Annotated in this window: 25 protein-coding genes, 2 pseudogenes and 1 riboswitch; of the genes and pseudogenes, 13 read left to right on the top strand and 14 right to left on the bottom strand. The window is 47.0% G+C overall.

Annotation, left to right across the window (positions count from 1 at the left end; all coding sequences use genetic code 11):
- Positions 1-30: 30 nt before the first annotated feature.
- Positions 31-1073 (bottom strand): annotated as a pseudogene (locus tag AC5YBX_RS14635) (IS110 family RNA-guided transposase).
- A gap of 152 nt (positions 1074-1225) precedes the next feature.
- Between AC5YBX_RS14635 and AC5YBX_RS14630 the strand changes: the two are divergent.
- Positions 1226-1470: pseudogene (locus AC5YBX_RS14630) on the top strand (transposase); the annotation flags it as partial.
- Positions 1471-1591: 121 nt separating this feature from the next.
- Here the strand turns inward: AC5YBX_RS14630 and AC5YBX_RS14625 are convergent.
- Complete coding sequence (locus tag AC5YBX_RS14625) at positions 1592-2629, bottom strand: class 1 fructose-bisphosphatase (protein ID WP_494523929.1); 1038 nt, start codon at positions 2627-2629, stop codon at positions 1592-1594.
- Positions 2630-2796: 167 nt separating this feature from the next.
- Here AC5YBX_RS14625 and AC5YBX_RS14620 point away from each other — a divergent pair, with 167 nt between their 5' ends.
- Both AC5YBX_RS14620 and AC5YBX_RS14615 read left to right on the top strand, forming a co-directional pair.
- Positions 2797-5049: a S9 family peptidase gene (locus tag AC5YBX_RS14620; protein WP_494523928.1), complete on the top strand. Its 2253-nt coding sequence runs from the start codon at positions 2797-2799 to the stop codon at positions 5047-5049.
- A 258-nt stretch (positions 5050-5307) separates the two neighbouring features.
- Positions 5308-6381: an alpha/beta hydrolase gene (locus AC5YBX_RS14615; protein WP_494523927.1), complete on the top strand. Its 1074-nt coding sequence runs from the start codon at positions 5308-5310 to the stop codon at positions 6379-6381.
- Between the two features lie 312 nt (positions 6382-6693).
- Here the strand turns inward: AC5YBX_RS14615 and arcA are convergent, their stop codons facing one another.
- Positions 6694-7413, bottom strand: a complete 720-nt coding sequence (gene arcA, locus AC5YBX_RS14610; RefSeq protein WP_110457217.1) for a two-component system response regulator ArcA — start codon at positions 7411-7413, stop codon at positions 6694-6696.
- Positions 7414-7987: 574 nt separating this feature from the next.
- Between arcA and AC5YBX_RS14605 the strand changes: the two genes are divergently transcribed.
- From AC5YBX_RS14605 to AC5YBX_RS14595, 3 genes are all read left to right on the top strand, one after another.
- Complete coding sequence (locus AC5YBX_RS14605) at positions 7988-8419, top strand: DUF3293 domain-containing protein (protein ID WP_494523926.1); 432 nt, start codon at positions 7988-7990, stop codon at positions 8417-8419.
- Between the two features lie 121 nt (positions 8420-8540).
- A riboswitch (Lysine riboswitch) is annotated at positions 8541-8717 on the top strand.
- Between the two features lie 131 nt (positions 8718-8848).
- Entirely contained in the window at positions 8849-10207 is a 1359-nt protein-coding gene (lysC, locus tag AC5YBX_RS14600) for a lysine-sensitive aspartokinase 3 (RefSeq protein ID WP_494520905.1), read from the top strand.
- Positions 10204-11310, top strand: a complete 1107-nt coding sequence (locus tag AC5YBX_RS14595; protein WP_494520906.1) for a succinylglutamate desuccinylase/aspartoacylase family protein — start codon at positions 10204-10206, stop codon at positions 11308-11310. Before lysC ends, AC5YBX_RS14595 begins: the two co-directional genes overlap by 4 nt.
- Positions 11311-11436: 126 nt before the next feature.
- Here the strand turns inward: AC5YBX_RS14595 and asnC are convergent, their stop codons facing one another.
- The 5 genes from asnC to AC5YBX_RS14570 all read right to left on the bottom strand — a co-directional run bounded on the left by asnC (position 11437) and on the right by AC5YBX_RS14570 (position 14033).
- A complete protein-coding gene (gene asnC, locus AC5YBX_RS14590) occupies positions 11437-11898 on the bottom strand; it encodes a transcriptional regulator AsnC (RefSeq protein ID WP_110457221.1) in 462 nt (153 codons plus the stop codon).
- A gap of 130 nt (positions 11899-12028) precedes the next feature.
- Positions 12029-12706 carry a bifunctional tRNA pseudouridine(32) synthase/23S rRNA pseudouridine(746) synthase RluA gene (rluA, locus tag AC5YBX_RS14585; protein ID WP_494520907.1) on the bottom strand — a complete coding sequence of 226 codons (678 nt, stop codon included), beginning with the start codon at positions 12704-12706 and terminating at the stop codon, positions 12029-12031.
- Between the two features lie 95 nt (positions 12707-12801).
- The gene (locus tag AC5YBX_RS14580; RefSeq protein WP_494520908.1) at positions 12802-13089 is read right to left on the bottom strand and encodes a hypothetical protein; all 288 of its coding nucleotides are present in this window, start codon (positions 13087-13089) and stop codon (positions 12802-12804) included.
- A gap of 28 nt (positions 13090-13117) precedes the next feature.
- The gene (locus AC5YBX_RS14575; protein ID WP_494520909.1) at positions 13118-13648 is read right to left on the bottom strand and encodes a class I SAM-dependent methyltransferase; all 531 of its coding nucleotides are present in this window, start codon (positions 13646-13648) and stop codon (positions 13118-13120) included.
- A complete protein-coding gene (locus tag AC5YBX_RS14570; protein WP_494520910.1) occupies positions 13623-14033 on the bottom strand; it encodes a hypothetical protein in 411 nt (136 codons plus the stop codon). The genes AC5YBX_RS14575 and AC5YBX_RS14570 overlap by 26 nt, the downstream gene beginning before the upstream one ends.
- Positions 14034-14393: 360 nt before the next feature.
- Here AC5YBX_RS14570 and AC5YBX_RS14565 point away from each other — a divergent pair, with 360 nt between their 5' ends.
- A complete protein-coding gene (locus tag AC5YBX_RS14565; RefSeq protein WP_494520911.1) occupies positions 14394-15383 on the top strand; it encodes a 2-hydroxyacid dehydrogenase in 990 nt (329 codons plus the stop codon).
- 132 nt (positions 15384-15515) lie between these two features.
- Positions 15516-16253: a dienelactone hydrolase family protein gene (locus AC5YBX_RS14560; protein ID WP_494523925.1), complete on the top strand. Its 738-nt coding sequence runs from the start codon at positions 15516-15518 to the stop codon at positions 16251-16253.
- 141 nt (positions 16254-16394) lie between these two features.
- Here AC5YBX_RS14560 and corA read toward each other — a convergent pair whose 3' ends face one another.
- The 3 genes from corA to AC5YBX_RS14545 are packed head-to-tail and all read right to left on the bottom strand — an operon-like array spanning position 16395 to position 18213.
- A complete protein-coding gene (gene corA / locus AC5YBX_RS14555; RefSeq protein WP_494520913.1) occupies positions 16395-17366 on the bottom strand; it encodes a magnesium/cobalt transporter CorA in 972 nt (323 codons plus the stop codon).
- Positions 17367-17392: 26 nt separating this feature from the next.
- Complete coding sequence (locus tag AC5YBX_RS14550; protein WP_494520914.1) at positions 17393-17938, bottom strand: mechanosensitive ion channel domain-containing protein; 546 nt, start codon at positions 17936-17938, stop codon at positions 17393-17395.
- Positions 17938-18213 (bottom strand): hypothetical protein, encoded by a 276-nt coding sequence (locus AC5YBX_RS14545; protein ID WP_494520915.1) that lies wholly within the window; start codon positions 18211-18213, stop codon positions 17938-17940. The genes AC5YBX_RS14550 and AC5YBX_RS14545 overlap by 1 nt, the downstream gene beginning before the upstream one ends.
- A 96-nt stretch (positions 18214-18309) precedes the next feature.
- Here AC5YBX_RS14545 and AC5YBX_RS14540 point away from each other — a divergent pair, with 96 nt between their 5' ends.
- From AC5YBX_RS14540 to AC5YBX_RS14525, 4 genes are all read left to right on the top strand, one after another.
- Positions 18310-19053, top strand: a complete 744-nt coding sequence (locus AC5YBX_RS14540; RefSeq protein WP_475514847.1) for a spermidine synthase — start codon at positions 18310-18312, stop codon at positions 19051-19053.
- A gap of 248 nt (positions 19054-19301) precedes the next feature.
- On the top strand, positions 19302-19871 hold the full coding sequence (gene ahpC / locus AC5YBX_RS14535) for an alkyl hydroperoxide reductase subunit C (RefSeq protein WP_494523924.1): 570 nt from the start codon (positions 19302-19304) through the stop codon (positions 19869-19871).
- A gap of 175 nt (positions 19872-20046) precedes the next feature.
- Positions 20047-21612 (top strand): alkyl hydroperoxide reductase subunit F, encoded by a 1566-nt coding sequence (gene ahpF, locus AC5YBX_RS14530; protein ID WP_494523923.1) that lies wholly within the window; start codon positions 20047-20049, stop codon positions 21610-21612.
- Between the two features lie 92 nt (positions 21613-21704).
- The gene (locus tag AC5YBX_RS14525) at positions 21705-22934 is read left to right on the top strand and encodes a membrane-associated sensor domain-containing protein (RefSeq protein WP_475514844.1); all 1230 of its coding nucleotides are present in this window, start codon (positions 21705-21707) and stop codon (positions 22932-22934) included.
- A 31-nt stretch (positions 22935-22965) separates the two neighbouring features.
- Here the strand turns inward: AC5YBX_RS14525 and AC5YBX_RS14520 are convergent, their stop codons facing one another.
- The 3 genes from AC5YBX_RS14520 to AC5YBX_RS14510 form a co-directional block, all read right to left on the bottom strand.
- Positions 22966-23163, bottom strand: coding sequence for a cytoplasmic protein (locus AC5YBX_RS14520; RefSeq protein ID WP_475514843.1), 198 nt, complete (start codon positions 23161-23163; stop codon positions 22966-22968).
- Positions 23164-23405: 242 nt separating this feature from the next.
- Complete coding sequence (locus AC5YBX_RS14515; protein ID WP_475514842.1) at positions 23406-24818, bottom strand: cytochrome C biosynthesis protein; 1413 nt, start codon at positions 24816-24818, stop codon at positions 23406-23408.
- Between the two features lie 194 nt (positions 24819-25012).
- Positions 25013-25435, bottom strand: coding sequence for a hypothetical protein (locus AC5YBX_RS14510; protein ID WP_494523922.1), 423 nt, complete (start codon positions 25433-25435; stop codon positions 25013-25015).
- Positions 25436-25780: 345 nt separating this feature from the next.
- Here AC5YBX_RS14510 and ohrR point away from each other — a divergent pair, with 345 nt between their 5' ends.
- Positions 25781-26221, top strand: coding sequence for a transcriptional regulator OhrR (gene ohrR, locus AC5YBX_RS14505; protein ID WP_494520919.1), 441 nt, complete (start codon positions 25781-25783; stop codon positions 26219-26221).
- Positions 26222-26226 lie beyond the last annotated feature (5 nt).

The raw sequence follows: 26226 nt of genomic DNA, 5'->3' as shown, positions 1-26226 counted from the left end.
ACCGAGCTTTGCAAGATAGCGACAACGGGATTAATTTTCATCATGGCTTATGCCTTGATAAGTGCCGTATTGCGGCGCATAGGCACTTGCTTGTGCAATAAAATCCATATCAGCCTGGCAAGTCTGTGAGCAGTAGCCACTACGGTTGTACAAATGCTCTTACGGCTTCTTAATTGGGTTATCCACTGATTTAAATCATCACTTTTCTTGCTGGCATGGCTGACTACGGTTCTGGCGCCATGAATAAGTTGTTTGCGTAAGTAGCCGTCGCCGCGCTTGGTGATGCTGCCATTGACGCTCTTATTTCCTGAGGCGAATTGTGTTGGGGTTAACCCTAGCCAGACCGCTAATTCTTTAGGGCTATTAAAGGCTTGGCCTGCGCCAATGGCAGCAGCAAATGCTGAAGCGATAATCGGGCCAACACCTGGAATACTCAATAGGATTTTACCATTAGGGTCTTGCTCGACCAGCTGCTTTAATAATGAGTTAATTCGTTCAAGGCGCTTAGTGAGTGCTTGATATTCTTCCCAAAAATCATTGGCCATTAATTTTATCAGTGGTCGTTGCGCTTCGTCACAGATGATATCCCACATGGCTCGCTCAAAAGCACTGTGACCTTGCGAAAAACAAATACCGAAATCGACTAACACGCCACGAATGTGATTGGTACAGGCGGTTCTTTGTTTTACTAAGCGCTCTCTGACGCGGTGCAGCATCAGTACCTCTTGCTGCGCTTCGGTTTTAATCGGCACAAAGCGAATGTTAGGCCTGAGGCTTGCCTCATAAATCGTCATGGCATCGTTCTTGTCATTCTTGCTACCGCGTACAAACGGGGTGACATGCTGCGCTGGGATGAGCTTAACGTTATGCCCCATGGCAAGAAACTTACGCCCCCAGTAATGGGAAGAAAAACACGCCTCAAAGACCACATCGCAGGCAGGTTGCTGTGACATAAACTCGCTCAGCTGTTTTCGATTTAAGCGCTTACTGAACACTTGCTTGGCGTGTTTATCCATCCCCAATAGTTGAAATACATTCTTTGCCAAATCAATCGAAATAGTGCTAACTTTCATGGTGGACGCTCCTTAAGTAACTGTATGGTTCAAAATCAGTTTGGCGCATTGACGCCGTATTTAGGGAGCGTCCATCTCATCACCCATAGTTAATGTGCATCAGAAACGACCTTCTACTAAGCTTTGAAGGAGCATTAGACAAGGAGGTTGTTATGCCACGCCCTCGCCGTACCCAAATTAGTCTTGAAGACACACCCTATTATCATTGTTGTAGCCGTGTAGTGAGGCGCGCCTTTTATGTGGTGATGATGCCTATTCGGGGAAAAATTATGATCATCGCCGCAGTTGGATTGAATCGCTGTTGTTTGAGCTTGCAGCGGCTTTTGCCATTGATGTGGCAGCATTTGCCGTAATGTCGAATCACCTTCATGTGGTGCTACGTATTGATACCGAGACTGATTAATAATGGCTGGCACATATTTTCAGCAAGTCATCGTTACATCAAAAGGTCATGGTTAGAAGCAATAAAAAAGTCGCCCTTGGCGACTTTTTTGTTGCGAGTGCTGCTAGCTGATTGGCTACAGGCTTGGCTCTTGGCTGTAATCGACGCCATGATATTCGAGGCAGGCATCGACCTCGTTAGCCGAGCCTAAAATCACTGCGACACGTTGATGAATGTCGCTGGGCTCAATATCCATGATGTTTTCATAGCCGGTTGAGGCTTTACCGCCTGCCTGTTCGACCAAAAATGACATGGGGTTGGCTTCATACATCAAGCGCAGTTTATAAGGTTTGTCTGGGTTTTTATTGTCAGTTGGGTAGGTAAAGAGTCCGCCGCGACACAATACGCGGTGCACATCGCCCACCATGGCGGCAATCCAGCGCATGTTGAATGACTTTTCACGTGGGCCAATTTCCCCTAGCAGTAGATCGCTAATATAGGTTTGCATTGGCGCTTCCCAGAAGCGTTGGTTTGACATATTAATGGCAAACTCGCCAGTATCTTTGCTAATGGCCATGGCATCATTGGTGAGCAAGTATTCGTTGGTATCTGGGTTGAGGGTAAATAGCTGCACCCCTTTACCTGTGGTTAAGGCCAGCATGGTCGATGGGCCATACAATACATAACCTGCGGCCACTTGATGGCGACCACTTTGTAAGAAGCTTTGCTGACTCAGTTCACCTTTTGGCGCGGGTAGCACCGAAAAAATGGTGCCGACCAGTGAGTTAATATCGATATTCGATGAGCCATCTAGTGGGTCGAAACACACTAAAAAATCGCCACTTTGGCCGACCTCAACAATATGATCTTCCTCTTCTGATGCTAAGCCGCGTACCGTGCTATCGGCTTTTAGCGCGTCTTTAAGCATGTCATTGGTGATCACATCGAGCTTCTTTTGGGTTTCGCCTTGGACGTTTTCTTGCTCGGTGGCACCGAGTACACCGGCCAGTGCGCCATGACGCACGGCATGGCTTATCGCTTTAGAGGTGTCAGCTAGGGTCAGAATGAGTTGAGACAAAGGAGCTTCAATCCCTTGTGAACTGAGGTTTTGCGCCAGAGTTTGCATGTTATTTCCTATGACATAGCGAGCTAGGCTCACATTTGAGGTCAGCATGTTTTTATAGGGTTTAATTCTGGCGGCTATTCTACCGTAGATGAATCGTTTTTTCAGCGGCTAATTACGCCGGAGGCCAAGTGGCAGCGTTTTTATTTTGTGCAACTTTGAGGCACAATGCATCACAGCTTAGTTAATCAAACTCGTTTTATATCCAGGACATAATAATGACAAAAAAATGGATTAGTTCTGCGCTAATGGTGGTGCCTATGCTTTTATCTCACAGTGTATCTGCGGCGCAAGCCGAGCTTAATCAACCCCAAGGTGGTAAGGCAGCATTAACGGTCGAGCGCTTGTATGCCTCGCCGGCATTGGCTGGCAGTAGTCCGCGGGGGTTAACCTTGTCTCCCGACGGTCAACGGGTGACTTACCTTGCAGGGCGGGTCGACGACCAATACTTATATGACCTATGGCAGATGGATGTGGCCACCGGCGAGCAAGATATCTTGCTCAATGCCGATCGCCTTAAAAGGGGCGAGCTGTCGGACGAAGAAAAGGCCCGCCGCGAGCGTCAACGCATTTATGGTCAAGGGATCATGGAGTATTTCTGGGCCGATGACAGCCAAGCCATATTGATCCCAGCGTCTGGTGCTTTGTATTACTACTCGCTTGCCGATGCCAAAGTGGAAGTGTTGCCAACCGGTGAGGGCTTTATTACCGACGCCAGATTGTCGCCTAAGGGGCATTTTGTGTCGTTTGTGCGCGAGCAAAACTTGTATGTGCTTAACCTCGAGACTCGCCAATTAACCGCATTAACCCAAGATGGTGGTGGCGCGATTAAAAATGCGATGGCCGAGTTTGTTGCGCAAGAAGAGATGGACCGCATGACTGGTTATTGGTGGGCGCCCGATGAGTCGGCTATTGCCTTTACCCGTATCGACGAGTCGGCTGTCGAGTTAGTGACTCGCAACGAAATTTATGCCGATGGCATTAAGCTTACCGAGCAACGTTACCCTTATGCGGGCAAAAATAATGTCAGTATTGAGCTGGGTGTGGTCAATATTGAAGATAAAAACGTACGCTGGATTGATATCGGCCAAACCCCAGATAGTTACCTGCCTCGAGTTAAGTGGCTGCCAGATAGTCAGCATGTGTCATTTCAGTGGCAAAGCCGCGATCAACAGACCTTAGACCTACGCATTGCCGCTTTAAACGGTACCGCGGCACCTACAACGGTTATCAAAGAGCGCAGTAAGGCTTGGGTTAATTTAAACAATGATCTGCATTTCTTGAAACAGCAGCCACAACTGGTTTGGGCCTCGGAGCGTGATGGCTTTAATCATCTGTACCTATTTGATCTGCAAGGTAAGCTTATTAAGCAACTTACCAAAGGAGCTTGGGCAGTCGATGAGGTGGAATATGTCGATGAGCAGGCTGGCTGGGTCTACTTTACGGGCCGCAAAAGCAGTGTCATCGAAAAGCACCTATACCGCGTGCCCTTAGCCGGAGGCGAAATAGAGCAAATTAGCCGCCGAGCGGGTATGCATGGGCCAGTTTTTGCCGACAATCAGCCTATTTACCTCGATTACTTTAATAGTCTAGTGCAGCCGCCGCAGGTGAGTCTGCATGGTGCTAAAGGGGAGCGCTTGGCTTGGGTCGAGCAAAATAACGTCGATGAATCTCATCCCTTATATCCCTTCTTTGGTCAATGGCAATTACCTGAATTTGGTCAGATAAAAGCGCAAGATGGTCAAGCCTTGCAGTATCGTCTCTTTAAACCCACAGGCTTTGATGCCACCCAGCAGTATCCGGTTGTGGTGCGTGTGTACGGTGGCCCTCACGCTCAGTTGGTAGTCAATAGTTGGAGTGAACAAGACTACTTTACCCAGTACCTGCTACAACAAGGCTTTATCGTGTTTCAGCTCGATAATCGTGGCTCGGCCCATAGGGGCACTCAGTTTGAACATGTGATCTACAAGCAACTTGGGCAAGCGGAAGTTGACGATCAAAAGGCGGGCGTCGATTATTTGCGTAGTTTAAATTATGTCGATGGTGACAATATTGCGATTTATGGTCATAGCTACGGCGGTTATATGGCCTTAATGAGCCTATTTAAAGCGCCCACACATTTTAAAGCCGCGATTGCGGGAGCACCGGTAACTGACTGGGCCTTGTATGATACCCACTATACCGAGCGTTATTTGTCGCACCCAGGCAGCAATGCCGAAGGTTATGAAGCCAGCAGTGTACTGCCTTATGTCAAAGATTATCAGTCGGGATTGTTGATGTATCATGGCATGGCCGATGACAATGTGTTGTTTGAAAACAGCACGCGGGTTTATAAGGCGCTGCAAGATGAGGGCAAGCTGTTTCAGATGATCGACTATCCCGGCTCTAAGCACTCGATGCGCGGCGAGAAAGTGAGAACGCATCTATACCGCTCGCTGGCCGATTTCTTGGATAAACAACTGAAACAGTAAGATGAACAATAAACTGTAATTTTTAGCGCTGCGTTGGAACAACAAGCCCTGTTGCTTGATATAAGTAACAGGGCTATTTGGGGAAAGGAATCACTAATTCTTATTTACTGCAGATGCCCTTTTTAGCCAGTTTTAGCTTTTTAATTTCTTGTTTTCCTTTTTCTTCTGTGAGTTAGAGCCCTGCGCCACCAACAAAGGCACCAAATTCGATATATTGGTTGAGTCGAGGCCATAACCACATTATGTTATTGTTTTGTAATGGTTGGTTTGATTATTCACTTATTCCAGCCGATATTCACCTTACTCGTGGAAAACAGGATGTTTTATATCAAAGCCACAGTGTTACTATGTTTAGCACTGTTACAAGGATGTGCCACTTTGGCAGAGTCAAAAATAAACAATGCGTTAGATAAACAGTATTCTCTACGTGAAAATGGGACGGACAACTTCGTAAGTGCACTTGATTTTGCCATCGATAATTTTTGTTTACCTCAGCACTCCTTTTGCACCGAGTACCTTATTGCAGATCCGATATTTGTTGAGGGCGATCCTACGACAGAGCCACCGGGGGTTAACCTCTATAGTAAAGCTTATTTTAATCTTCATGTTGTCTCATCAAAACGAGAAGAGGTCAGACTAGACCTAAACCCTCCACAGCAACGTTTCAAAGGCACTTGGGTATTACTGCATGGTTTTTCTGCTGACAAAAGTGCAATGATCATCAATGCTTTTGCTCTACGCAGTTTAGGTTTTCAGGTGATAGTACCAGACTTACAGGGTCATGGTGCAGCGACAGGACCGGTCGCTATTGATGGTAAGCTTGACGCAAAAATTATTAGCCAGTTAATCGAACTACTGCTTGCTGAGCAGCAAATAATTGGGCCTGTGTATTTATTGGGGCATTCACTTGGCGCCAATGTCGCTGCGCAAATTAGCGCAAGACGACAGAACATTACTGGACAAGTATTAATTGCGCCTATGCATGACTTTAGTACCGGGTTAAAGAATTACGTCGCACAGGAATATTCATGGTATTACCGAATATTGGGCGAACAGCAATTACGCCAGATCACAGATACCGTTTTGCAGCAACGCAATATAACTCTTCAAGATACGGCAATAGCCCCTTTATTGACCCGTTCAAATACACCCACTTTATTGATAGCATCAGAGCAAGATTCGATAGCTCCAGCAAGTTACTTTAGCCATTTACAATCGCCAAACCTGCAGTTACATTTTTCCCAGAGGAGGACACATGCTGGTCTAGTGATGTTTAATAACCAAGAATTACAGCAGCTACAGGACTGGTTGCAAACCGTAGTTACGGAGTAACTTGGTCTGCAATATGACGCTAATCGCAAATATTGGGACAGGGTCAACCGTACTCATAATCCCTGTTTTTCGTCTATAAATACTAAGTTAGATTTCGCTGATCTAACCAAAAATGTGCTGCAGATATCGCAGGGCAGGCGATGGATAACCATGAAGTTTTAGCTTCAAATCAGCATATCCAAAAGCCACTCGGCCGGATTGAAATGATATCGAGCTGGATTCGAAGTCTAGCCCACAGCGGCATAAGTGTTCCGAGCACAAAAAAAGCCAGTCGTGAGACTGGCTTTTTCATTGAATAACATAAGCGTAGGCTTATGCGTCTTCTAAATTACCACAGAAGCGATAACCTTCACCGTGGATTGTCGCGATGATTTCTGGCGTATCTGGTAAGCTCTCAAAGTGCTTACGGATACGACGAATCGTGACGTCAACCGTACGGTCATGTGGCTTAAGCTCACGGCCGGTCATCTTCATCAGTAAGTCTGCACGAGTCAGGATCTTACCTGGGTTTTCAACGAAGTGAAGCATCGCACGGAATTCACTGCGTGGAAGCTTGTATGACTCGCCCTGTGGGCTAACCAATGAACGGCTGTTAATTTCTAAGCTCCAGCCGTTGAAACGGTAATATTCTACCGCGCTCTTTTCTTCTGTTTCTACACCTGTGCTATTCACACGGGTTAACAAATTACGTGCACGAATTGTTAGCTCACGTGGGTTGAATGGCTTAGTGATATAATCATCTGCACCAATTTCAAGTCCCAAGATCTTGTCAACTTCGTTATCACGGCCCGTTAGGAAGATTAAGCCGATATTGTTTATTTCACGAAGTTCACGAGCCAACAAAAGACCATTCTTGCCAGGAAGATTAATATCCATAACGACGAGATTGATCTTGTTTTCTTGCATTGCTTTATGCATTTCTGCGCCGTCATTGGCTTCAGTTACCACATATCCTTCAGCCTCGAAAATACTTCTTAGCGTGTTCCGGGTAACGGCTTCATCTTCTACGATCAGAATGTGCGGATTTTGCATATTTATCTACCTAATATTTGTTTACATCTGTGCTAACCATAGGCGCGCTGTGCGGGTTGCGCCCTGACTTGTCGTGTTGAAAATTACCGAGTCACGTAGGTGCTTTCACTAAAACGACTGAAACCGCAACGCACTTCATGATTAGTAAAGTATGCGTATCTCTTTATTGAAAAAGATGCGCTAATTGTATCCACTACGATTAACAATAGTAGGAAATAGTTCCTTTAACTATTGAAATTTTCAAGTTTCAATATTAAAAGCGACAAAATCGCTCATATCTATAGGAAATTGACAACTTTTCATTACAGTGATTTAGACATGGCGTAACAAAAGTTGTTCATGCTTGACGAGTGGAAGTGAATCAACCGACGTATTGTACTCGTTTTAGTCATTTGTTAACAAATGAAATGTTAACAAATTTACGCTTAGATTTGATGTTAATCAATTTTTTATGGCTAATCTTTTGATTTTATGGTCATTAATTATAATTTAACAGAGATATAATCTGTTTGTTCTAGGCAGATAAGATGATTTAGCTATAATTATCGTACGCTAATTTAGGAATGTTCGGCGAATGAGTAGTATAGATGACCATTTTTGGCACAGTTATCAGCATACCCAATTTCTATTGACCCAAGGGTTTTCTCCGGCTTTATCCTTTGCCATTCTTACGGCGTACAACCCCAGGGGCGAACTGTTGTCAGCGCCTCAAAATCGTCTGTTAGATAGTCAATTACAGCGACATATCATCGAACTTAAGCGTCCTTATCGCGCCATCATCGGGGCCTCTTATGATCGCCGTCATATGGAAAAAAGCTGGGCTGTCCCGATAGAAAAGCCATTAGCGGTGGCATTGGGCACACAGTTTAACCAAAATGCGATCTATTTTGTCGAGGGCGACCAGTTACAATTGGTGCCTTGCCTGCTTAGTTATCCCGAGCTGACCATAGGCGCTTTTTCGGCGCGGGTGCGCCTAGTCAATGAGTTACCCGATATTCAATCTTAATCTTGTTTTACTAAGGTGGCAGTGACCTTGAAATAATATTTACTCATATTGAATAAATATCGTTGACTTATTAGGCGGGTATTTGCTAATTTTCAACCATCTTACTGCGTCAATACGCTTGAGATACAGAAGAGGAGCGTTAACTAGGTAGTAAGCATGAAGAGGCCAAACTCTGACGATTGCTTATGATGGAGATTAACGCCGAGATAGACAAGTGTTTGGTTTCGTTTGTTTATCGGTCGATATGGCTGAATCCTGTCGATTGTCACCTGTTTTTTGGTGGAGAGCTTCTGGTGGTGATCGCTATTTCCCATCTTGGGGTGCGTAATCTTTGCACCAGGCTCTTCGAACGAAGTCAGTTCGGAGGTTTATCATGTTATCTATTCTTGTCGTGTCTTGTAACCGCTTCAATCTCGTTGAGGTGGGCTAATGTCGATTGTTGTCGCTAAATTCGGTGGTACATCCGTTGCTGATTATCCAGCAATGAGTCGTTGTGCCGACATCATTATTGCCAATCCTAATACACGTATTGTGGTCGTGAGTGCCTCAAGCGGCGTCACCAACCTATTGGTGGCGTTGACTCAAGCGCAACTCGATGATGAGCAGCGTCAACAACTGCTCAAGCAGATTGCCTCAATCCAATATCAAATCCTTGACCGACTCGGTCGTCCAGCTGAGGTTGCCGCTCACCTCGATAGCGTGCTCAGTCGTATTGATATGTTAAGTGAGTCACTGAGCCGTGAACGTTGCAAAGCGACCATGGACGAGTTGTTAGCGCAAGGAGAGCAATGTTCTGCGGCGCTATTTGCTGCTGTGCTGCGTGAAAAAGGTGAGGTGGCGTCAGCCTTTGATGTGCGCCAAGTGATGCGCACCGACAGTCATTTTGGCCGTGCCGAGCCTCAAATTGAGCAGGTTGAAGCCTTATGTGCGGCGCATTTAGCCCCGCTGCTGGCCGAGCAGCGTATTGTGACTCAAGGTTTTATTGGTGCCGATGCGCAGGGTGCCACTACGACCTTAGGGCGCGGCGGTAGCGATTACTCGGCGGCGTTATTGGCCGAGGCGCTTAGGGCATCAGCGGTCGAAATTTGGACCGATGTGGCCGGGATTTACACTACCGATCCGCGCTTGGCCCCCAATGCACAGCCCATCGCTGAAATTAGTTTTAATGAAGCTGCTGAAATGGCGACGTTTGGCGCTAAGGTGCTACATCCTGCGACCATTTTACCTGCGGTAAGGCAAAAAATTCAGGTGTTTGTGGGTTCGAGCAAAGCGCCTGAACGTGGCGGTACTTGGATACGTCATCAAGTGAGTGATGAGCCTATTTACCGCGCCGTGGCCGTGCGCCGCGATCAAACCTTACTGAATCTACACAGTTTGCAGATGCTGCATGCGCAAGGTTTCTTGGCGGAGACCTTTGCTACGCTAGCAAGGCACAAAATAAGTGTCGATTTGATCACAACATCGGAAGTTAACGTATCGCTGACCTTAGATAAAACGGGCTCAGATTCGGCTGGCAATCATTTGCTCAGCGAAGCGCTATTACAAGAACTGTCGCAGCATTGCCGGGTGCGTGTGGAAGATAATTTAGCCTTAGTGGCGATAGTGGGTAATAAAATTGCCTCTACACCAGGGGTGTGCCGCCGAGTGTTTGAGGTGCTAGAGCCACATAATGTGCGCATGATCTGCCAAGGGGCCAGCCCACACAACTTATGTGTATTGGTCGCCGAAAGTGAGGCGGCGCAGGTGGTACGTTCGCTACATGAAAATCTGTTTGAAGGCGAACGATGAAACCGAGCCGTAGCACGTTGAAAATTGGCGAATTGGCGACAGGGCAAGATCTCGAGTTGCCCATTTTTCAGTTTACGCCAGCCGTTATTCGTGGGCCGAGTGTCTATATTCAGGCGAATGTGCATGGCGCCGAGGTGCAGGGCAATGCAGTTATTTACCAGTTAATGCAGCAACTGGAAAACTGCGAGTTGCTTGGCAGTGTCACCTTGGTGCCACTCGCCAATCCTTTGGGGATTAACCAAAAAAGTGGTGAGTTTACCCTTGGGCGTTTTGACCCGATAACCGGGGTGAATTGGAATCGCGAATACTTACATCATCATATCGATATGGCCGCTTGGTATCGACAGCATGCCGAGTTAGACGATAGCGCCTTGGTGGCGGCTTATCGCGCCATGTTGATTGATAGCTGTCAGCAGCGTCTACAGCATGAGTGGGGCGTGACGACGGGGCATCGCCAAGCGGTCACTCTGCAACATTTAGGGCATCAAGCGGATATCGTGTTGGATCTGCACACTGGGCCCAAGGCCTGCAAACATCTGTATTGTCCCGAATATGATAGTGAGGCCGCGAGGCTATTTTCGATAGCCCACACGCTATTTATGCCTAATGAGTTTGGTGGGGCAATGGATGAATCAATATTTTATCCATGGTGGCAATTGTGTCAGTACCTAGCAGCGCAGGGGCGAGAATTAGCGGTACCTGTCTCTGCGTTTACCTTGGAGCTGGGCTCGCAAGAGCATATCGATCTTGCCGATGCACGCCTCGATGCCGACGGGATCATGGCGTATTTGAGTCATCGCGGTGTGGTTGCCGACCCCATTATGCCCGCTAAAATGGCGCGATATGGCTGTTATCTTCGTGACTATAAAAAATACCATTCCCCCATGGGTGGCATGGTGGAGTATACGGCCAAGTTAGGCGAGCCATTAGCCGCAGGTTCGCCTTTAGCGACTATTTTGCGGGTGGATCAGTATGGCAATAGCTCTGCATTAACCCCTTTATGCTTATCGCAAGCCTGCGTGCCGATTTTGCATTTTGCTTCGGCCTCGGTTTATCAAGGCACCGAGCTGTATAAAGTGATGACCCATGTATTTGAGCTGTAACGCATAGGTCTTAGGCTTTTGAATCATAGGAATTTGAGGTATAAAGCGTCATGGGTTTTAGGCGCTAGCGATGCCAGATGTTGGTACTAGGTATCGTGGGCATCGCTGCTACGTTGTTGGTAAGCCTTATGGCTTAACGGCGCGAATAATCGGGTTTTGTAGGCTAATTAAGGTTTCGGTGGATTGGATTTCATCAATAGATTGAATGCGGTTAATCAGCACATGCTGCAAACCATCGATAGACTGACACATCACTTTGACAAAAATACTGTAGTTGCCTGTGGTGTAATAGGCTTCGGTCACCTCTTCTAACGCATTAAGCTTAGCGATGGCGGCAGGGTAGTCACCGGCGCTCTTTAGGTTAATGCCGATAAAACAGCACACATCGTAGCCGAGCGCCTTAGGGTTGACGGTGATCTGTGCGCCAGTGATGATGCCCGCTTGCTTCATCTTCTCTACTCGCACATGAATGGTGCCAGCACTGACACCAAATCGCTTAGCAAGCTCGGCAAAAGGGGTGCGAGCCTCTTGCATTAATGCCGACAGAATTTGATTATCTAATTGATCACGTTGAAATGAACTATCCACTAGTCAATACCGCTCTATGATTAATATTGTTTGCTAATCTACGATATTTTTTGCGTAACGGCTAACTTTTTAGCTCAATTAATGCCAATTTCAATAGTTAACAACAGCCTAGTTAGGGTGCCATGAGTCACTATTGCTGTTCGCTAGGCGTTGCAAAAGGGATGTCAGTGCTAAAGGTCATCGGCTCACCGCTGTAAGGGTGGTTAATGGTTAGCGATTGGGCATGCAGCAGTAATCTGGGAGCGAGTCGTTTGGCTAATGCATCGGCATAAAAATTGTCGCCAAGAATGGGGTGTCCCAAGGCCATCATATGTACTCGCAATTGGTGAGAGCGGCCAGTAATAGGAGTGAGCTTAACCAAGGTTGAGCGTTTCGCGCGGCTTATCACCTCGAAATGGGTGGTCGAGGGCTTACCTAATCGGTGATCGACTTTCTGCTTGGGGCGATTTGGCCAATCGCAGATCAGTGGCAGTTCAACGGTGCCGCTTTGGGCTTTAACATGGCCTGCGACGCGCGCGTAGTAGATTTTATGAGTTTCTCTGTCCCTAAATTGGCGTTTCAATTCACGCTCGGCGCTGCGGCGCAGGGCAACGACGATAATGCCAGAGGTCGCCATATCGAGTCGATGTACTATCTGGGCGTTAGGGTGTTGGCTGAGTACGCGGGCAAAGATGCTGTCATGATAGGCGGGATCGCGCCCCGGGACTGAGAGCAGCCCAGAGGGTTTATTGATCACGATGATGTCTTTATCTTGATGCACCACATCTAGCCAAGGTGTGGTGGGCGGAGCGTACACAAAATCTTTCATAGTCGGTTCGGTATTTTTAAGCGGCAGTCAAGATACCGTTTAGCGTCATGGCTCGCAAGCAAAACTCACCAGCAGCGGTACAAATTGGACGTTGCTTAAAGGCTATGACCATTAACATGCATGATGGCAAAGGTCCAAACCACAAAAGCCAGCGACAGATGAATAAAGGCGTACAGGGCTTGATCGAGTCGCTCCATCCCTTTGGCCTGCCAAAGCAGTTGAGCATGCAGCAGGATATTGAGCGGAAACAGCATAAACAGTGGGTAGAAGCCCACTGGGCTAGCGTCTCCCAGTAATGCCCTAGACAATAACGACCAAACAACCATAAGCATGGTGATGAGCGGCGGCGCCGCTAGGCGGTATTGCTGGGGATAGGGAAACATGTAACGTCCTTATGCTATGTTGATGAGGCTAAGCGCGTTTTCGCCCGATAAATTGGGCTTTATAGATGGGCTCATCCTCACAGCCTACATTACCTTCAAAATAGTGCAATATCTCAAACTTATTGAATTGAGTGAGTAGCTCATTGGTTTGCAGTAAAAAAGCCGGATTTTTAGGCCGACCTACCTTGGCTTGCTCTGTGGTAAAGGTCTCGTAAATTAACAGTCCCTCTGGTTTAATACTGTGTTTTATTTGTTCAAACAGCGGTCTGTGTAGGTAGTTAAACACCAGTACCAGATCAAACTCGCCTTCAGGTAAAGCGGGCGCCGAGCCATCTTCAAGATCATATGCTAAGGCGTGGCAGTGTGGAGGCAGCTTGGGTAAGCTGCTGATATCCTTGTCGATGAAGGTGACATTTGCCCCTTGCTGCGCGAACCATAACCCATTACGGCCACTACCGCAGGCCAGATCTAATACCTGCAGCTGTGCAGGCTGAGCTAAGTTTGGTAAATAGTGGCTGATTAAGGGCGCTACCTTAGCCTTTAATTTCTTTTTTTCCATCGATACGTCGCCTGTGAATAATAGAGTAGTGGCGTAATCCTGCTGGCCCATGGGAGACCACAACCGACAATAATACAATGATGATGAGCAGTTCGGGTTTATAATCGGCCAGCGGAATAAATAAACTTAATAATCCTAGTTTTACTAGAGTGAGAACACCCTTTAGTTGGATAAGCCAGCGCCAGTCACGAATGATCTCCCACAGCATTAATAGGCTGCCCGATCCCATCGCAAGTAGCCAGTATAGGCTCCAGTCGGCTTTGGCTACCCCTAATAAAATCCCCCCACCGGCCCCCGTAATGCCTAAAATATGTAAGGCGCGTAAACTGGTTTTACTCAGGCGTTGTAACCAAAACTGTTTTTCAGAAATCGATTGTCGTCCCATAAGATCAATGGCATCAATAAGTTTGTCTTGAGCTTATCAGGAAATCATCGCAAAGCACATTGGCGCCCTGTTGCGAGAGAGTTTTCGTGATGAGGCTTGCGGTTTTATCATGGGGTTGGGTAATTATATTGACTTGCCATGGTCAGTGTTCATGATCCAAGTGTAACGGCTAGGTTATAATGATGTCTTACATTGACTTATCTCGAATAGGTTGTGGACATAAGGCTATATGGTTACAGCCTTAAATGGGCAGGGAGCTGCCCGAGTATCCAGAGCGTAACAGTTTGCTAGGGTTAGCATTAACGCTGTGAACGGTATTTTTCTGTGACCTATGGTCACGCACACAATTGGGAATCAAATATGAAAATCGGTTTTTTCAGTGCTAAGCACTACGACATGGAGCATTTCAATCGCACCAACAAAGCTTTTGGCGCCCGCATCGAGTATTTTGATTCTCGTCTGTGCATGAAAACAGTAAAGCTGGCCTTTGGATTTGAGGTGATTTGCGCCTTTGTTAACGACTCTCTATGCGAAGAGGTGTTGGTTGAACTGGCTAAAAACGGCACCAAGATTATCGCCATGCGCTGCGCTGGTTTTAACAACGTTGATTTAGTGGCAGCACAGCGGTTAGGGTTAAAAGTGGTTAACGTACCTGCCTACTCGCCAGAATCGGTGGCCGAGCATACGGTTGCGCTGATGCTGACGCTTAACCGCAAGGTGCATAAAGCCTATCAACGTACTCGAGATGCAAACTTCTCGCTCGAAGGGTTAGTGGGCTTTAATATGCATGGCCGCACCGTGGGCGTTATTGGCACGGGTAACATCGGCTTAGCCACCATTAAGGTGCTGTTAGGCTTTGGTTGTAAGGTGGTCGCGTACGACCCATACCCTAATCAAGCTGTTATCGATTTAGGCGTGCCCTATCTATCTCTCGATGAGCTCTACCCCCAATGCGATATTATCAGCTTGCATTGCCCCCTGACTCAAGATAATCACCATCTGTTAAACCAAGAGAGTTTTGCCAAGATGAAACCCAAAGTCATGGTGATCAACACCAGCCGTGGCGGCCTGCTCAATGCGATGGATGCCATGGAAGCATTAAAAGAGGGCAAAATTGGGTCACTGGGCTTAGACGTCTATGAGAACGAGAAAGAGCTCTTTTTCGAAGATAAGTCTAATGAGATCATTCAAGACGATGTGTTCAGACGTTTGTCAGCCTGCCACAACGTGATTTTTACCGGTCACCAAGCCTTTTTAACCGAAGAGGCGCTCGGCGCGATTGCCCTGACCAGTTTAACCAATATTAAGCAACTGCTTAATGGCGAGGATTGCCCTAACCAGCTTTATTAACCTTAACAAGCCGCGATTGACCATGGCGTTAATACCCTACTAGTAACGCTATGGTTAACGGCGAGTTTTACCTGACATTCTCCCATTAGGCTGATAAGTTATAAATACATTTATTAGCCCGAGGGCATGAGTATGATGGTTAAACAGGCTGTTCACGATATCGATACCCCCACAGGCCCCATGAGGTGCTATCTCTACCGTCCCGATGTCGAAGGGCCGTTTTCGACCATCATCTTCTATTCTGAAATTTTCCAGCAAACGGCGCCTATCGCGCGCGCCGCGGCGATCATGGCTGGTCACGGTTTTGTGGTGCTGGTGCCCGAAGTGTTTCACGAGCTTAATCCGCTAGGCACAGTACTGGCTTACGATGAGGCGGGCAAAGATAAGGGCAACCAAGACAAATTTACCAAAGGGTTAGAGCATCACGATAGCGACACCCAGGCTTTGGTGGAGTTTGCGCAGCGCCAACCGTTTTGCAGCAGCCTAGTGGGGACCATGGGCGTGTGCATTGGCGGCCACTTGGCCTATCGCGCCGCGCTCAATAGCGATGTGGTCGGGGCTTTTTGCCTGTATCCAACCGATATTCATTCTAATACCTTACCCTGTAATAAGGGCAATGACTCGTTGAGTCGTACTGGTGATATTCAAGGCGAGTTGGCCTTAGTGTTTGGTAAGCAAGACCCGCATGTGGACGCCGCTGGACGGCAACTAATCTACGCCAAACTCAGCGAAAGCAAGCGTTGCTTTAGCTGGCTTGAGGTCAATGCCCAGCATGCCTTTATGCGTGATGAAGGTGAGCGATATGATCCGGCATTAGCCTTACAGATGTATGGCCAGGCGGTGGCTTTTTTTCAGCGGGTGCTGCGTTAGTCACTGTCGACTGACTGGTTCTTTTTTTAAATAATAGCATTAAATTCAAAGGGCTAATCGTTACCAACGATTAGCCCTTTGTGATGGCGCTGCTAGGCTACTGTCTATGCTTCGCCGAGCGGTAATCTTGTATTGAAGTGGTTAAATCCATTTTCGGCGTCGAAACAGCCAAATCAATACCGCGGTGATGCTGAGCATAACGCCCCAGACAATAAAGTAACCGTTAGGGTTTTTTAATTCAGGAATGTACTCGAAATTCATACCATAAATACCGGCAATAAAGGTCAAAGGTACAAATATGGCGGTAATAATCGTTAGTACTTTCATGATGTTGTTTAAGCGATGGGCGCTAATAGAGATATAGCCGTCAATTAAGTCGCTAGCGACCTGATAAAACAAGTCTGCCAGACTCGCAGCGCGATGTTGGTGCTCACACACATCGTTGATCTCATGCGCCAGAGTGCTATCAAATGGGGCAGATGGCTCATCGCGCAGGTTGTTAAACAGCTCCACATGGTAGTGAAAGTTACGCCGCAGACGAGTGAGATCGGTTTTATACAGTACCACTTCGGCCAGTACCTTATCATCGGCAGTGGTCAGCATGACCGACTCCAGTTGCTCGAGGCGGGTTTCTAAATCAAACAGAATTTTATGATAACGCTTCACCACAAAGCGGCTGATCTTAAGGCTTAATGCCCCAGTCCCAGTGGCGAGGGAGATATCGCCCGCGCGTAGCGCCGCCATGGTGCGCTCGATACTGAGCGAACGAGCCGAGTGGCGAGTGACAATAAAGCGCTGGCTGATAAACATCGCCAAGAGAATATTATCACAATTAATGGATTCAGAATCTGCCGACAAGCCGCGCAGCAAAATAAAGGTATGATCGCCAAAATCTTCAATCTTGGGGGGATGTCGATCGCGTGACGCATCTTGCAGTGCCAACTGATGCAGGTTAAAAGTTTGCTTTAACATGGCTTGCAGTGGCTCGGTTAACTCGCCATCAATATTGAGCCATAAAATGGCGTCATCGCTCTGTTGCCACTTAGCGATATTGGACTCGTCGCCCTGAAGCAGCGAATTATCTTGTGGGCTGTAGAGAAGGGTGGTCAGCATAGTCTTGCCTCTAGTTAGATAACGCCTTAATCACTTTGGGTCTGGATATTATCTTTATCATCTTGCTCATTAATCAGTGTTGGCTTATGGCTGGATATCTTAAGCACCCCTTTTTGCAACATTAAATTATTAGGGTAGGTGATAAGCACCTCATCGTCGCGTTGGATCAATACATGAAATAGGCAGATGTCGGCGATGATCCCAGTGACATCTTCATCTTTATCAATCACCTTAATCTTGTCGCCAATGCGATAGGGAAAGACGAAGAAGATTAAAATGCCCGCGGTAATATTACTCAGTATCGACCATTGTGCGACAAGAGCGACGCCCAGTACGGCAAAGATGGATGAGATAAACAGTGACACTTGCTGATATTCAATCCCAAGCGAGACCACCATAAGGCATGCCATCAGGGTAAAATAGAGATAACTGATGTATTGGATCACCATTTTTGCGCGAGTCGTTGATACCTGTTTGTGTTGGGCCAATTTACTGACCCAATTAGTTAATAGGCGCTGGCCAAAAATAAACAGTACGACAAACAGGGTGGCGATCAGTAGTGAGTAGGTCATTAGCAATGGCTTATAAATAAAAGACTTTTAACATTTACTACATCATGCAAGCTTATGCAATGACTCTTGTTGCGCATCAACAAATAGGCTGACGGGTTAATGTGAGGCATAGGCTGGGCAAGGCTGATGATGACCATCTCTCTATTGATTTTTGTGCCAAGACGCAGCTGCTTTGACGAGGAATCGAACAAATAGACGGCTTTAGTGGTGTAGCTGGCGTGAAGTGGGGGATAAATCACCTCGTAGTGGCTGTGATAACGCGCCGATTCAGTCATACTATCGCCCTTTGTTACTTGGCTTAAATGACGCCGCCATTCGCTGGCTGGTCGCGATAGGCTCAGTGTTTCATTATGCTTATTGTCGGAGTCCAGATGACAGATTTTCAAACCTTGTATCGCAGCGAGGATGAGTATGGCCCTTTAATCGTTAACGAAGATGGTCAAGTGCGCCTGCTTTCGTTTGGCGATAGCGATGAACAAAGCAAACTGCTTAAGTCATCTCCGCACATTCCGCAGCATACCTATTTACAAGCCATGTTACTGGTGCTGCTGTTTATTAAGCCTAAGCGAGTCATAGTGTTAGGCCTAGGTGGCGGGGGCTTAATCCATGCCTTACGTAATTACGATCGCGCCATTAATATTACCGCCGTCGAGCTGCGCGCCGAAGTAATTGATATTGCTAAACGTTACTTTCAGCTGCCTACGGGCAAAAAGCTCACTCTTATTCATCAAGATGCCACCGAGTTTTTGGTGGCGCGGGAGCATAAAAAGGCCGATGTGATTTTTGCCGATATTTATGGTGCCGACGGCGTCGATGAAAATCAGCTATCAGAAACCTTTATTGCCAATGCGGCAAGCCTGCTTAAGAGTGAGGGGTATTTAGTGCTCAATTGCTGGAAAGAACATAGCCAAAATCGAGAGCTATTAGCTTTACTGCAGATCCATTTTGCCGAGGTCAGAGCCTGTTTAACCGGTGGCGGTAATTGGGTGGTGATTGCGGGTAAAGTGGCCAAGTCAGTCAGTAGTAGTGGCTTAAAAGCTGATGCGCAGCAGTTATCCTTACAATTGGACTTTCCCTTGGGCCGCAGCTTAACGCGATTCGAGTTATGGGAATGATTGTTTACGATTACCTTTTAAATTCGTCATTTTTAGAATAGTCACTTTTACACTTGTTGCTTAGGGCTAATCGATTTTTTCGTTGCAATCAAAGTTCAATTATAAAAATCGATTAGCATGATAGTTTTTATCCGTTATATTTAATTGTCACTCCTCGTTATTATCTCTCCATCGAAACAAACAACGGGTTGCAGCAAACGGCTGCTACCCCAGCGTTAATCTGTTAATAACCCTAAATGGAGCATGACATGACACAATCTATCATCAACACTGAAATCAAGCCTTTTTCTGCAACTGCATACCACAATGGTGATTTTGTCTCGGTAACCGAGCAAGATCTTTTAGGCAAGTGGTCAGTAGTGTTCTTCTACCCAGCTGATTTCACGTTTGTGTGCCCTACAGAACTAGGTGACATGGCTGATCACTACGAGAAGCTTCAGTCAATGGGCGTTGAAGTGTACTCAGTATCAACTGACACTCACTTTACGCACAAAGCATGGCACGATAGCTCAGACACTATTGGCAAAATCCAATACCCAATGATCGGTGACCCAACCGGTACTATCACACGTAACTTTGGTGTGATGATTGAAGAAGATGGCTTAGCGCTTCGCGGTACTTTTGTTATCAACCCAGAAGGTGTGATTAAAGTGGCTGAAGTTCATGACCTAGGTATTGGTCGTAGCGCTACTGAGTTGGTTCGTAAGATCCAAGCTGCTCAGTATGTTGCAACGCACGACGGTGAAGTTTGTCCTGCTGCATGGCAGCCAGGTGAAGCAACCCTAGCGCCTTCTTTAGACCTAGTGGGTAAAATCTAACACTGCCTCACCCCTAGCGGACAGAGCCACATCTGGCTTATTCGCTACCGGCTAAGCTCATCACTTAGCCCCATTATCTAAATGCCGGCTCAGGTTCCCCCTGCAATGCCTGAGCTGGCACTTTATCGCTATTTTTCCTTACTCATTTTTGAGTCGCCTATATTTAGGAGCTTTTATGTTAGATGCGAATGTAAAAAATCAGCTGACTACTTACCTGCAAAACCTCAAGCGCCCAGTTGAACTTGTCGTATCAGCAGATAACAGTCCTAAAGCGTTAGAATTAAAGTCGTTAGCAGCCGATATTGCTGACGCTTCAAGCTTAGTGTCATTGACCGAGTCCGCGGGTGAACGCACCCCGTCAATGACAGTAACCAACAACGAAACCCATAGCCGTATCAGCTTTGCTGGTTTGCCAATGGGCCATGAATTTACCTCATTGGTGTTAGCTTTGCTGCACACCGGTGGGCACCCGATTAAACTCGATGCGGAACTAATAGAGCAGATCCGTGCACTTCCCGGCGAGTATCGGTTTGAAACCTATGTATCGTTAAGCTGCCAAACCTGCCCAGAAGTGGTGCAGGCACTGAATATGATGGCGGCCATTAACCCCAATATTAGTAATGTGATGATCGACGGCTCACTATTCCAAGAAGAAGTGAATCAACGCAACATCATGGCGGTGCCCTCTGTTTACCTCAACGGTGAGCCTTTCTCTGTGGGCGGTATTAGTGTGGTTGAGATCCTAAATAAGCTAGACGTCAATGCCGCTGGCCGTAAGGCTGAGCAGTTAAATCAGAAACAAGCGTTTGATGTGTTGGTTGTGGGCGGCGGCCCCGCGGGTGCATCGGCGGCCATATATGCAGCCAGAAAGGGGTTGCGTACCGGAATCGTCGCCGACAAGTTTGGTGGTCAAGTCGCCGAAACTGTGGGCATTGAAAACTTTATCTCAGTGAAAGCCACCGAAGGGCCAAAGCTGGTGGCTAACCTTGAAGCCCATGTGCACGAATATGATGTTGATATCATGGATAATCAGCGTGCATTGAGCCTTAAATCTGGCGAGCTATTTGAACTCGAGTTGGAAAGCGGCGCAGTGCTGCTCAGCAAAACGGTCTTAATCGCGACTGGTGCCCGCTGGCGCGAGATGAATGTCCCTGGTGAGCAAGAATACCGTGGTAAAGGGGTCGCGTACTGCCCACATTGCGATGGCCCATTGTTTAAAGGCAAACGGGTTGCTGTAATTGGTGGCGGTAACTCAGGTATTGAGGCGGCAATCGATTTAGCCAATATCGTTGAACATGTCACGGTATTGGAGTTTGATAGCAAGCTTAGAGCCGATGATGTGCTGCAACGCAAGGCCGCGTCTATGGGCAATATTGATATTATTACTCAGGCAATGACCACAGAGGTGACTGGCGATGGTCAACGTGTTAACGGCCTTAATTATACCGACAGAGCCACAGGCGAGAGCCACCATATCGCCTTGGCGGGAATATTTGTGCAGATAGGTTTAGTGCCGAATGCCGAATGGTTAAGAGGCACTCTCGAGCTGACTAACCGTGGTGAGATCATTGTCGATGCGAAAGGGGAAACCTCGCTTGCGGGTGTATTCGCCGCAGGTGATGTGACCAATTCGGCCTACAAGCAGATCATCATTGCCATGGGCAGCGGAGCCACCGCTTCATTAGGCGCTTTTGATTATCTGATCCGTCATAGTGAAGAGAGCAGCGTCCAAGCTGCGTAATGTTAGCCTAATACCTTGATAAAACAGCCAGCTTAGCTGGCTGTTTTTGTATCTGCTTATATACTGATTTAACAAGAAGATTTTATTGGGGAATGATCGGGTTACTCACCCTCACGCCTATGGCAACGCAAATTATTCACTTTGAACAACAACATGAGCTGGAAAGCCTACGTTATATGCTCGCTAGCATTAAGTGGGCTTCACTACTGTCATTGTTTCTAATCGTGGCCATCTCTTTCAGTGCTTATATCAGAGCCATGTCGGCTGCACGCTTTGATCTTTTTTCGCTAATGGTATTGCCTGTCATACTGGTATCGCTGTTAGGGCTGGCTATGAAGGTGCTAATCAAGCGAGAAGCGGTAACTCTGCGCATGGTGATGGGCTTCTTTTTGTTGCTAGAAGCGGCATGGTTGTATCTGATCATCAGTTTGTTTTTACAAACAGAGCCCTTGACGGGAATGACAAAATATTCAGTATTAGCAGGGGATGAAGCCTTAGTCGATATTTTGGTGGTGACCTTTGCCATCGCCCTGTTTCCAAAGCGTAACTGGATGCTAGCTTTTATTATTCCTTTGATGTTGATGGGGTTGACTATTCGCCTAACGGGTCTGCCCGACAGTCCAGTGTTTGCCTTTACTAAGTTCGGCTGTTTTTTTGTGATCATTTTTACCGGCCGTAAGGTGTTGGCTCAATGGTTTGATATGGCTATTTTACGCGATGTGGAAAAACAGATGTTGGTGAAGCAGTTTCAGCGTATGGCCTTGATTGATGTATTAACTAATTTAAGCAATCGGCGCCATTTTGACCAAGTTTTACATCAAGAGATAAGAGCATCGACACGTAACGGTCGTCCGCTGAGTTTGATACTATTGGATGTGGATTATTTTAAGCGCCTTAATGACAGTCAAGGCCATCTGGCTGGAGATCTCTGCTTGGTACAGCTGGCGGCTATCTTGTCGGAAATTGCCCATCGCCCACGCGACTTGGCGACCCGTTACGGTGGCGAAGAGTTTGCCCTTATCTTACCTGAAACCGATTTAAAGGGCGCAGAGGTCATCGCCCAGAAGTTAAAATCAGTTATCGAACATACGCGAATTCCACATGCAGATTCCGACATCGCGCCTTATGTCACAGTATCGCAAGGGGTGTGTCAGTGGCAGGAGGGGGTCGATGCCGACGCCTTTATGTGTAGCGCCGACAAATTACTTTACGAGGCTAAAAAAGCGGGGCGCAATACCTTTAAGGTTGGCATGGCGATACCCTCCACTAGTCATAATATGGCTTCTTTGCATAATATTAGTGATGTAAAAAAGCCTACTTAGCGTAGGCTTTTTTATTAGTGTTAAATGTAACTTATGCCGTGGTATTGATATTGTGGCCAATGTTGCCCACAGGTGCGGCGCTTGGGGCGGGCATCGCGGCATTGATCAATTGCAATGCAATTTCTCCTTCAGCCTGTTGTTGCTCCTTAGCAAGCTGAGCCACTTTTACGCCAACACTGCCATTGCTCATGTTGGGTTGAAGATTACTGGTGCCAATCGTTACTGCCATAAGGACTACCTTAAATTGATTGCTGTTTGATGTTAATGCTAGCTCAATATATAAGCTAAGCTTTCGCATCATTAACGCTAAGCGGTGTTAAACTGGGCAGCACTGTGTAGCCCCCATTTAACTTAACTAACGTATTATCGGCCAACTTCTTTGCAACTTTAATGCGCTTTGTGTGAGGTAAGCTTGGTGATGCACCTTGGCATCACCATACCACTTCTCTACACGCCATACATCAGGCTAGGCTAGGCTTGGCGCGCTATCAATTTACGGCTTAAGGTGATAACCAAGGTTAAGCCAATAGAGGCTGCAATTAAGGCGATGGCTAACGTAACATTTTGCAATGCCGTAGGATCGACCGCTAAGGTGCCGCCCAGTCCAATCATCATGATGCCCGACATTAGCTTGAGAGTTTGCCCCTCTTTCTCGGTTAACTTGCGTTTACCTAAGGTGGCACTAAAGGCGATAACAATGATGGCCAGCGGGATCACATAAACAATATTGTAAAAGGCCAGATACAGGTAACGATCAAATGCGGGGAGTTCATGCATCGACAGTACACTGGTGTAAATCATCGGAAAACCAGCGGTGCAAAGCAGCTCGTAGGCGTTGGCTAAAATGGCGAGTACCACAGTGCCCGCTATCATCGCCGCCATGCTACTGGCGCTGGTGAGTTTACCCATGCGCTTAATCAGTCCGGTGCGGTTTTCTGCCGACATCGACAACGTCACCTCTCCTTTGGTAAAGAAGTAGTCTTTGATATTGATAACGCCCGCGACTAAGGCCATCAATCCGGCGCCTAATATAATCCAGCCACCATCACTGCCCGCACCGAGCAGTTCGAAAATATTGAGCCATGCAATCATAAATAGGAAGTAAATAAAGCCGGAGAAAAAGACAAAAATACCGCCCACAATCAACATTCTACTACGGCTTTTAGCGTTAACCATGATGGATAATAGGAATAACAGTACGAAAAAGGCGCAGGGGTTAAATGCGTCGACTCCTGCCAATACCACTGTCAGTACCGGCAGCGACAGGGTTTCAGGGGCGATAACGCCAATGAGAGGTAGCTCTACCGGTTGCACTTGGCTTACTGGGGCGGTATTAGCTGTGTCACCGAGGCCTAAATCGCAGGTGCCGGCTTGTTCACTTTCGCTACAGGTACCAAAGAGGGGCGAGGCATCGCTAGTGTTGGCTGTGGCCGAAGGGATTGGGTGCTCGTCATCGCTGACTTGACCTCCTAAGGCGCGGTAACAGGCTTTAAGATTTTGTACAATATACTGACCGGTAACGGCTTCGCTGCTATAGCCCACGGTGGCTTTGTCACAGGCGGCAATATAGGGCACCGAGCGGGCTGGCACTTGGGTCTTTTGGGCTATCTGTTGCCATTTTTCCATGGTGCCATCGGCCGTAATCATATGCGACTCTAGCTCTATCCAAGGATATTGTTGTGGCAGTGAATCGATAAAAGGGTGAGCCTCGGCGCAATGCGGGCAGGTTTTAGACCAGAAAAAGTATAGCTTGACCTTTAATTGCCCTTGGTCATCGACATAGTGCCAGGTGGGATCCGTGTGAGCGCCAGTATCGACGGCTTGACTGGACAAGGGGGTGAGACTCAATAGAAATAATAAGCTTAAAATGACAATTCTTAACATGTTCCCTCCTCGGGAAGCGCTCGCCTACTCAAGATCACGGTGGCAAGGATGACAACCTTGTTATCAATAGTTTACTGCGCAGCCAAAGGGAGATTAAGTTTATCTGTCATATTTGCAATGCAAATCGTGAAATACCTTGTAAGTGTTAACTGGGGCAGATTTTACTGCTGTAATTATCGGGGGATAGCGCATGTTTATCGGTTTGCACCAGTCGTGGCTGCGATCGCTTCTGGATGAGCGTCTTGGCACCAATGTAAACTCAAGGTGCGGCTATCATCGTTACTGGCCGTGAGAATGCGAGTCATAATAGGCGCCTGATAATCGGATTTGGTAAGGTAGTCTTTTACCCGCGCAATACGGCGATATGCTAACCAGCGGTCATATTGACGCAGCTTTTTATCGGTTTGGCCTTTATAGATAGGAAACTCGAGTAATAAGTAGCCGTTTCCCACTTGGGTGTCTGTAGGGAGTTGCTGCAGTTGCTTGGCTTGCTGTTTGCCAAAATATGAGCTGTTGAGTTCAAACTGAATATCAAATAAATCCACTTCATTTAGGCAGTGGGCTGATGCATTACCTATCGATAGTAACGATAGCAGAGCGAGAATTTGCTGCTTCATCGTGAACACCTCCAATGTGTTGTTGTATCAATCTGTTTTAGCCGCCAGGGGCTGAGCTGGGTTGACTGAGGCATAACACCGCAGGCAAGGCTCGCTATCGGTATGTTGGTCAATAACAAGGATGGGTAATTTAGGGGTAAAGTGACGGTAAATCAATCGCATTGGTTAATAAAATACGTTTTTAGTGAAAATAACTGAGTAATTACGCTAATCGAGTGTTTTATTGCTTAGTTCTTATCGCCGACCTAAGCATCGCTTAGTGATCTTTTTGTCATTGTCAGTTGGATGAAGATTGCAGTAGACTGATTAAAAGTTGTGTGCAATTGAATACTGGAAGCGCCCTAAATGAGCCAAGATAACCGCCATAATCCACTGATATTAGAAAACCAGATCTGTTTTTCTTTATATAGTGCCACCAATGCCATGATTAGGGCTTATCGCCCTTTGTTAGAGGCGTTAGATCTTACCTATTTGCAATATTTAGCCATGATGGTGCTGTGGCAACATCAGGGGATCAGCGTTAAAACCTTAGGTAAAAAGTTACATCTCGACTCTGGCACCTTAACGCCCTTATTAAAGCGTCTCGAAACAAAAGGGCTGGTGACCCGGGGGCGCAGTGAAACCGATGAGCGCGTCAGAGTATTACATCTTACCGACAAAGGCTTGCAGCTTGAAACGCAAGCTCAGCAAGTGCCCATGCAAATGCGCTGTAAGTTAGGTGGCGAAGATGTCGAATTTGCCCAGTTAAAACAGCTGTGCGATAAAGCCTACGCCTATTTAAGTTGATGTAG

The organism is Shewanella sp. 492 (assembly GCF_059338445.1).
Note: the sequence above shows the minus strand (reverse complement) of the source record. Positions and strands in the feature narration are given on the sequence as shown.

Coding starts and splice junctions, on each gene's coding strand:
- AC5YBX_RS14625 (WP_494523929.1), bottom strand. CDS start 2,629: ATGCTGACCTCAAATGTGAGCCTAGCTCGCTATGTCATAGGAAATAAC.
- AC5YBX_RS14620 (WP_494523928.1), top strand. CDS start 2,797: ATGACAAAAAAATGGATTAGTTCTGCGCTAATGGTGGTGCCTATGCTT.
- AC5YBX_RS14615 (WP_494523927.1), top strand. CDS start 5,308: ATGGTTGGTTTGATTATTCACTTATTCCAGCCGATATTCACCTTACTC.
- arcA (WP_110457217.1), bottom strand. CDS start 7,413: ATGCAAAATCCGCACATTCTGATCGTAGAAGATGAAGCCGTTACCCGG.
- AC5YBX_RS14605 (WP_494523926.1), top strand. CDS start 7,988: ATGAGTAGTATAGATGACCATTTTTGGCACAGTTATCAGCATACCCAA.
- lysC (WP_494520905.1), top strand. CDS start 8,849: ATGTCGATTGTTGTCGCTAAATTCGGTGGTACATCCGTTGCTGATTAT.
- AC5YBX_RS14595 (WP_494520906.1), top strand. CDS start 10,204: ATGAAACCGAGCCGTAGCACGTTGAAAATTGGCGAATTGGCGACAGGG.
- rluA (WP_494520907.1), bottom strand. CDS start 12,706: ATGAAAGATTTTGTGTACGCTCCGCCCACCACACCTTGGCTAGATGTG.
- AC5YBX_RS14580 (WP_494520908.1), bottom strand. CDS start 13,089: ATGTTTCCCTATCCCCAGCAATACCGCCTAGCGGCGCCGCCGCTCATC.
- AC5YBX_RS14575 (WP_494520909.1), bottom strand. CDS start 13,648: ATGGAAAAAAAGAAATTAAAGGCTAAGGTAGCGCCCTTAATCAGCCAC.
- AC5YBX_RS14570 (WP_494520910.1), bottom strand. CDS start 14,033: ATGGGACGACAATCGATTTCTGAAAAACAGTTTTGGTTACAACGCCTG.
- AC5YBX_RS14565 (WP_494520911.1), top strand. CDS start 14,394: ATGAAAATCGGTTTTTTCAGTGCTAAGCACTACGACATGGAGCATTTC.
- AC5YBX_RS14560 (WP_494523925.1), top strand. CDS start 15,516: ATGATGGTTAAACAGGCTGTTCACGATATCGATACCCCCACAGGCCCC.
- corA (WP_494520913.1), bottom strand. CDS start 17,366: ATGCTGACCACCCTTCTCTACAGCCCACAAGATAATTCGCTGCTTCAG.
- AC5YBX_RS14550 (WP_494520914.1), bottom strand. CDS start 17,938: ATGACCTACTCACTACTGATCGCCACCCTGTTTGTCGTACTGTTTATT.
- AC5YBX_RS14545 (WP_494520915.1), bottom strand. CDS start 18,213: ATGACTGAATCGGCGCGTTATCACAGCCACTACGAGGTGATTTATCCC.
- AC5YBX_RS14540 (WP_475514847.1), top strand. CDS start 18,310: ATGACAGATTTTCAAACCTTGTATCGCAGCGAGGATGAGTATGGCCCT.
- ahpC (WP_494523924.1), top strand. CDS start 19,302: ATGACACAATCTATCATCAACACTGAAATCAAGCCTTTTTCTGCAACT.
- ahpF (WP_494523923.1), top strand. CDS start 20,047: ATGTTAGATGCGAATGTAAAAAATCAGCTGACTACTTACCTGCAAAAC.
- AC5YBX_RS14525 (WP_475514844.1), top strand. CDS start 21,705: ATGATCGGGTTACTCACCCTCACGCCTATGGCAACGCAAATTATTCAC.
- AC5YBX_RS14520 (WP_475514843.1), bottom strand. CDS start 23,163: ATGGCAGTAACGATTGGCACCAGTAATCTTCAACCCAACATGAGCAAT.
- AC5YBX_RS14515 (WP_475514842.1), bottom strand. CDS start 24,818: ATGTTAAGAATTGTCATTTTAAGCTTATTATTTCTATTGAGTCTCACC.
- AC5YBX_RS14510 (WP_494523922.1), bottom strand. CDS start 25,435: ATGAAGCAGCAAATTCTCGCTCTGCTATCGTTACTATCGATAGGTAAT.
- ohrR (WP_494520919.1), top strand. CDS start 25,781: ATGAGCCAAGATAACCGCCATAATCCACTGATATTAGAAAACCAGATC.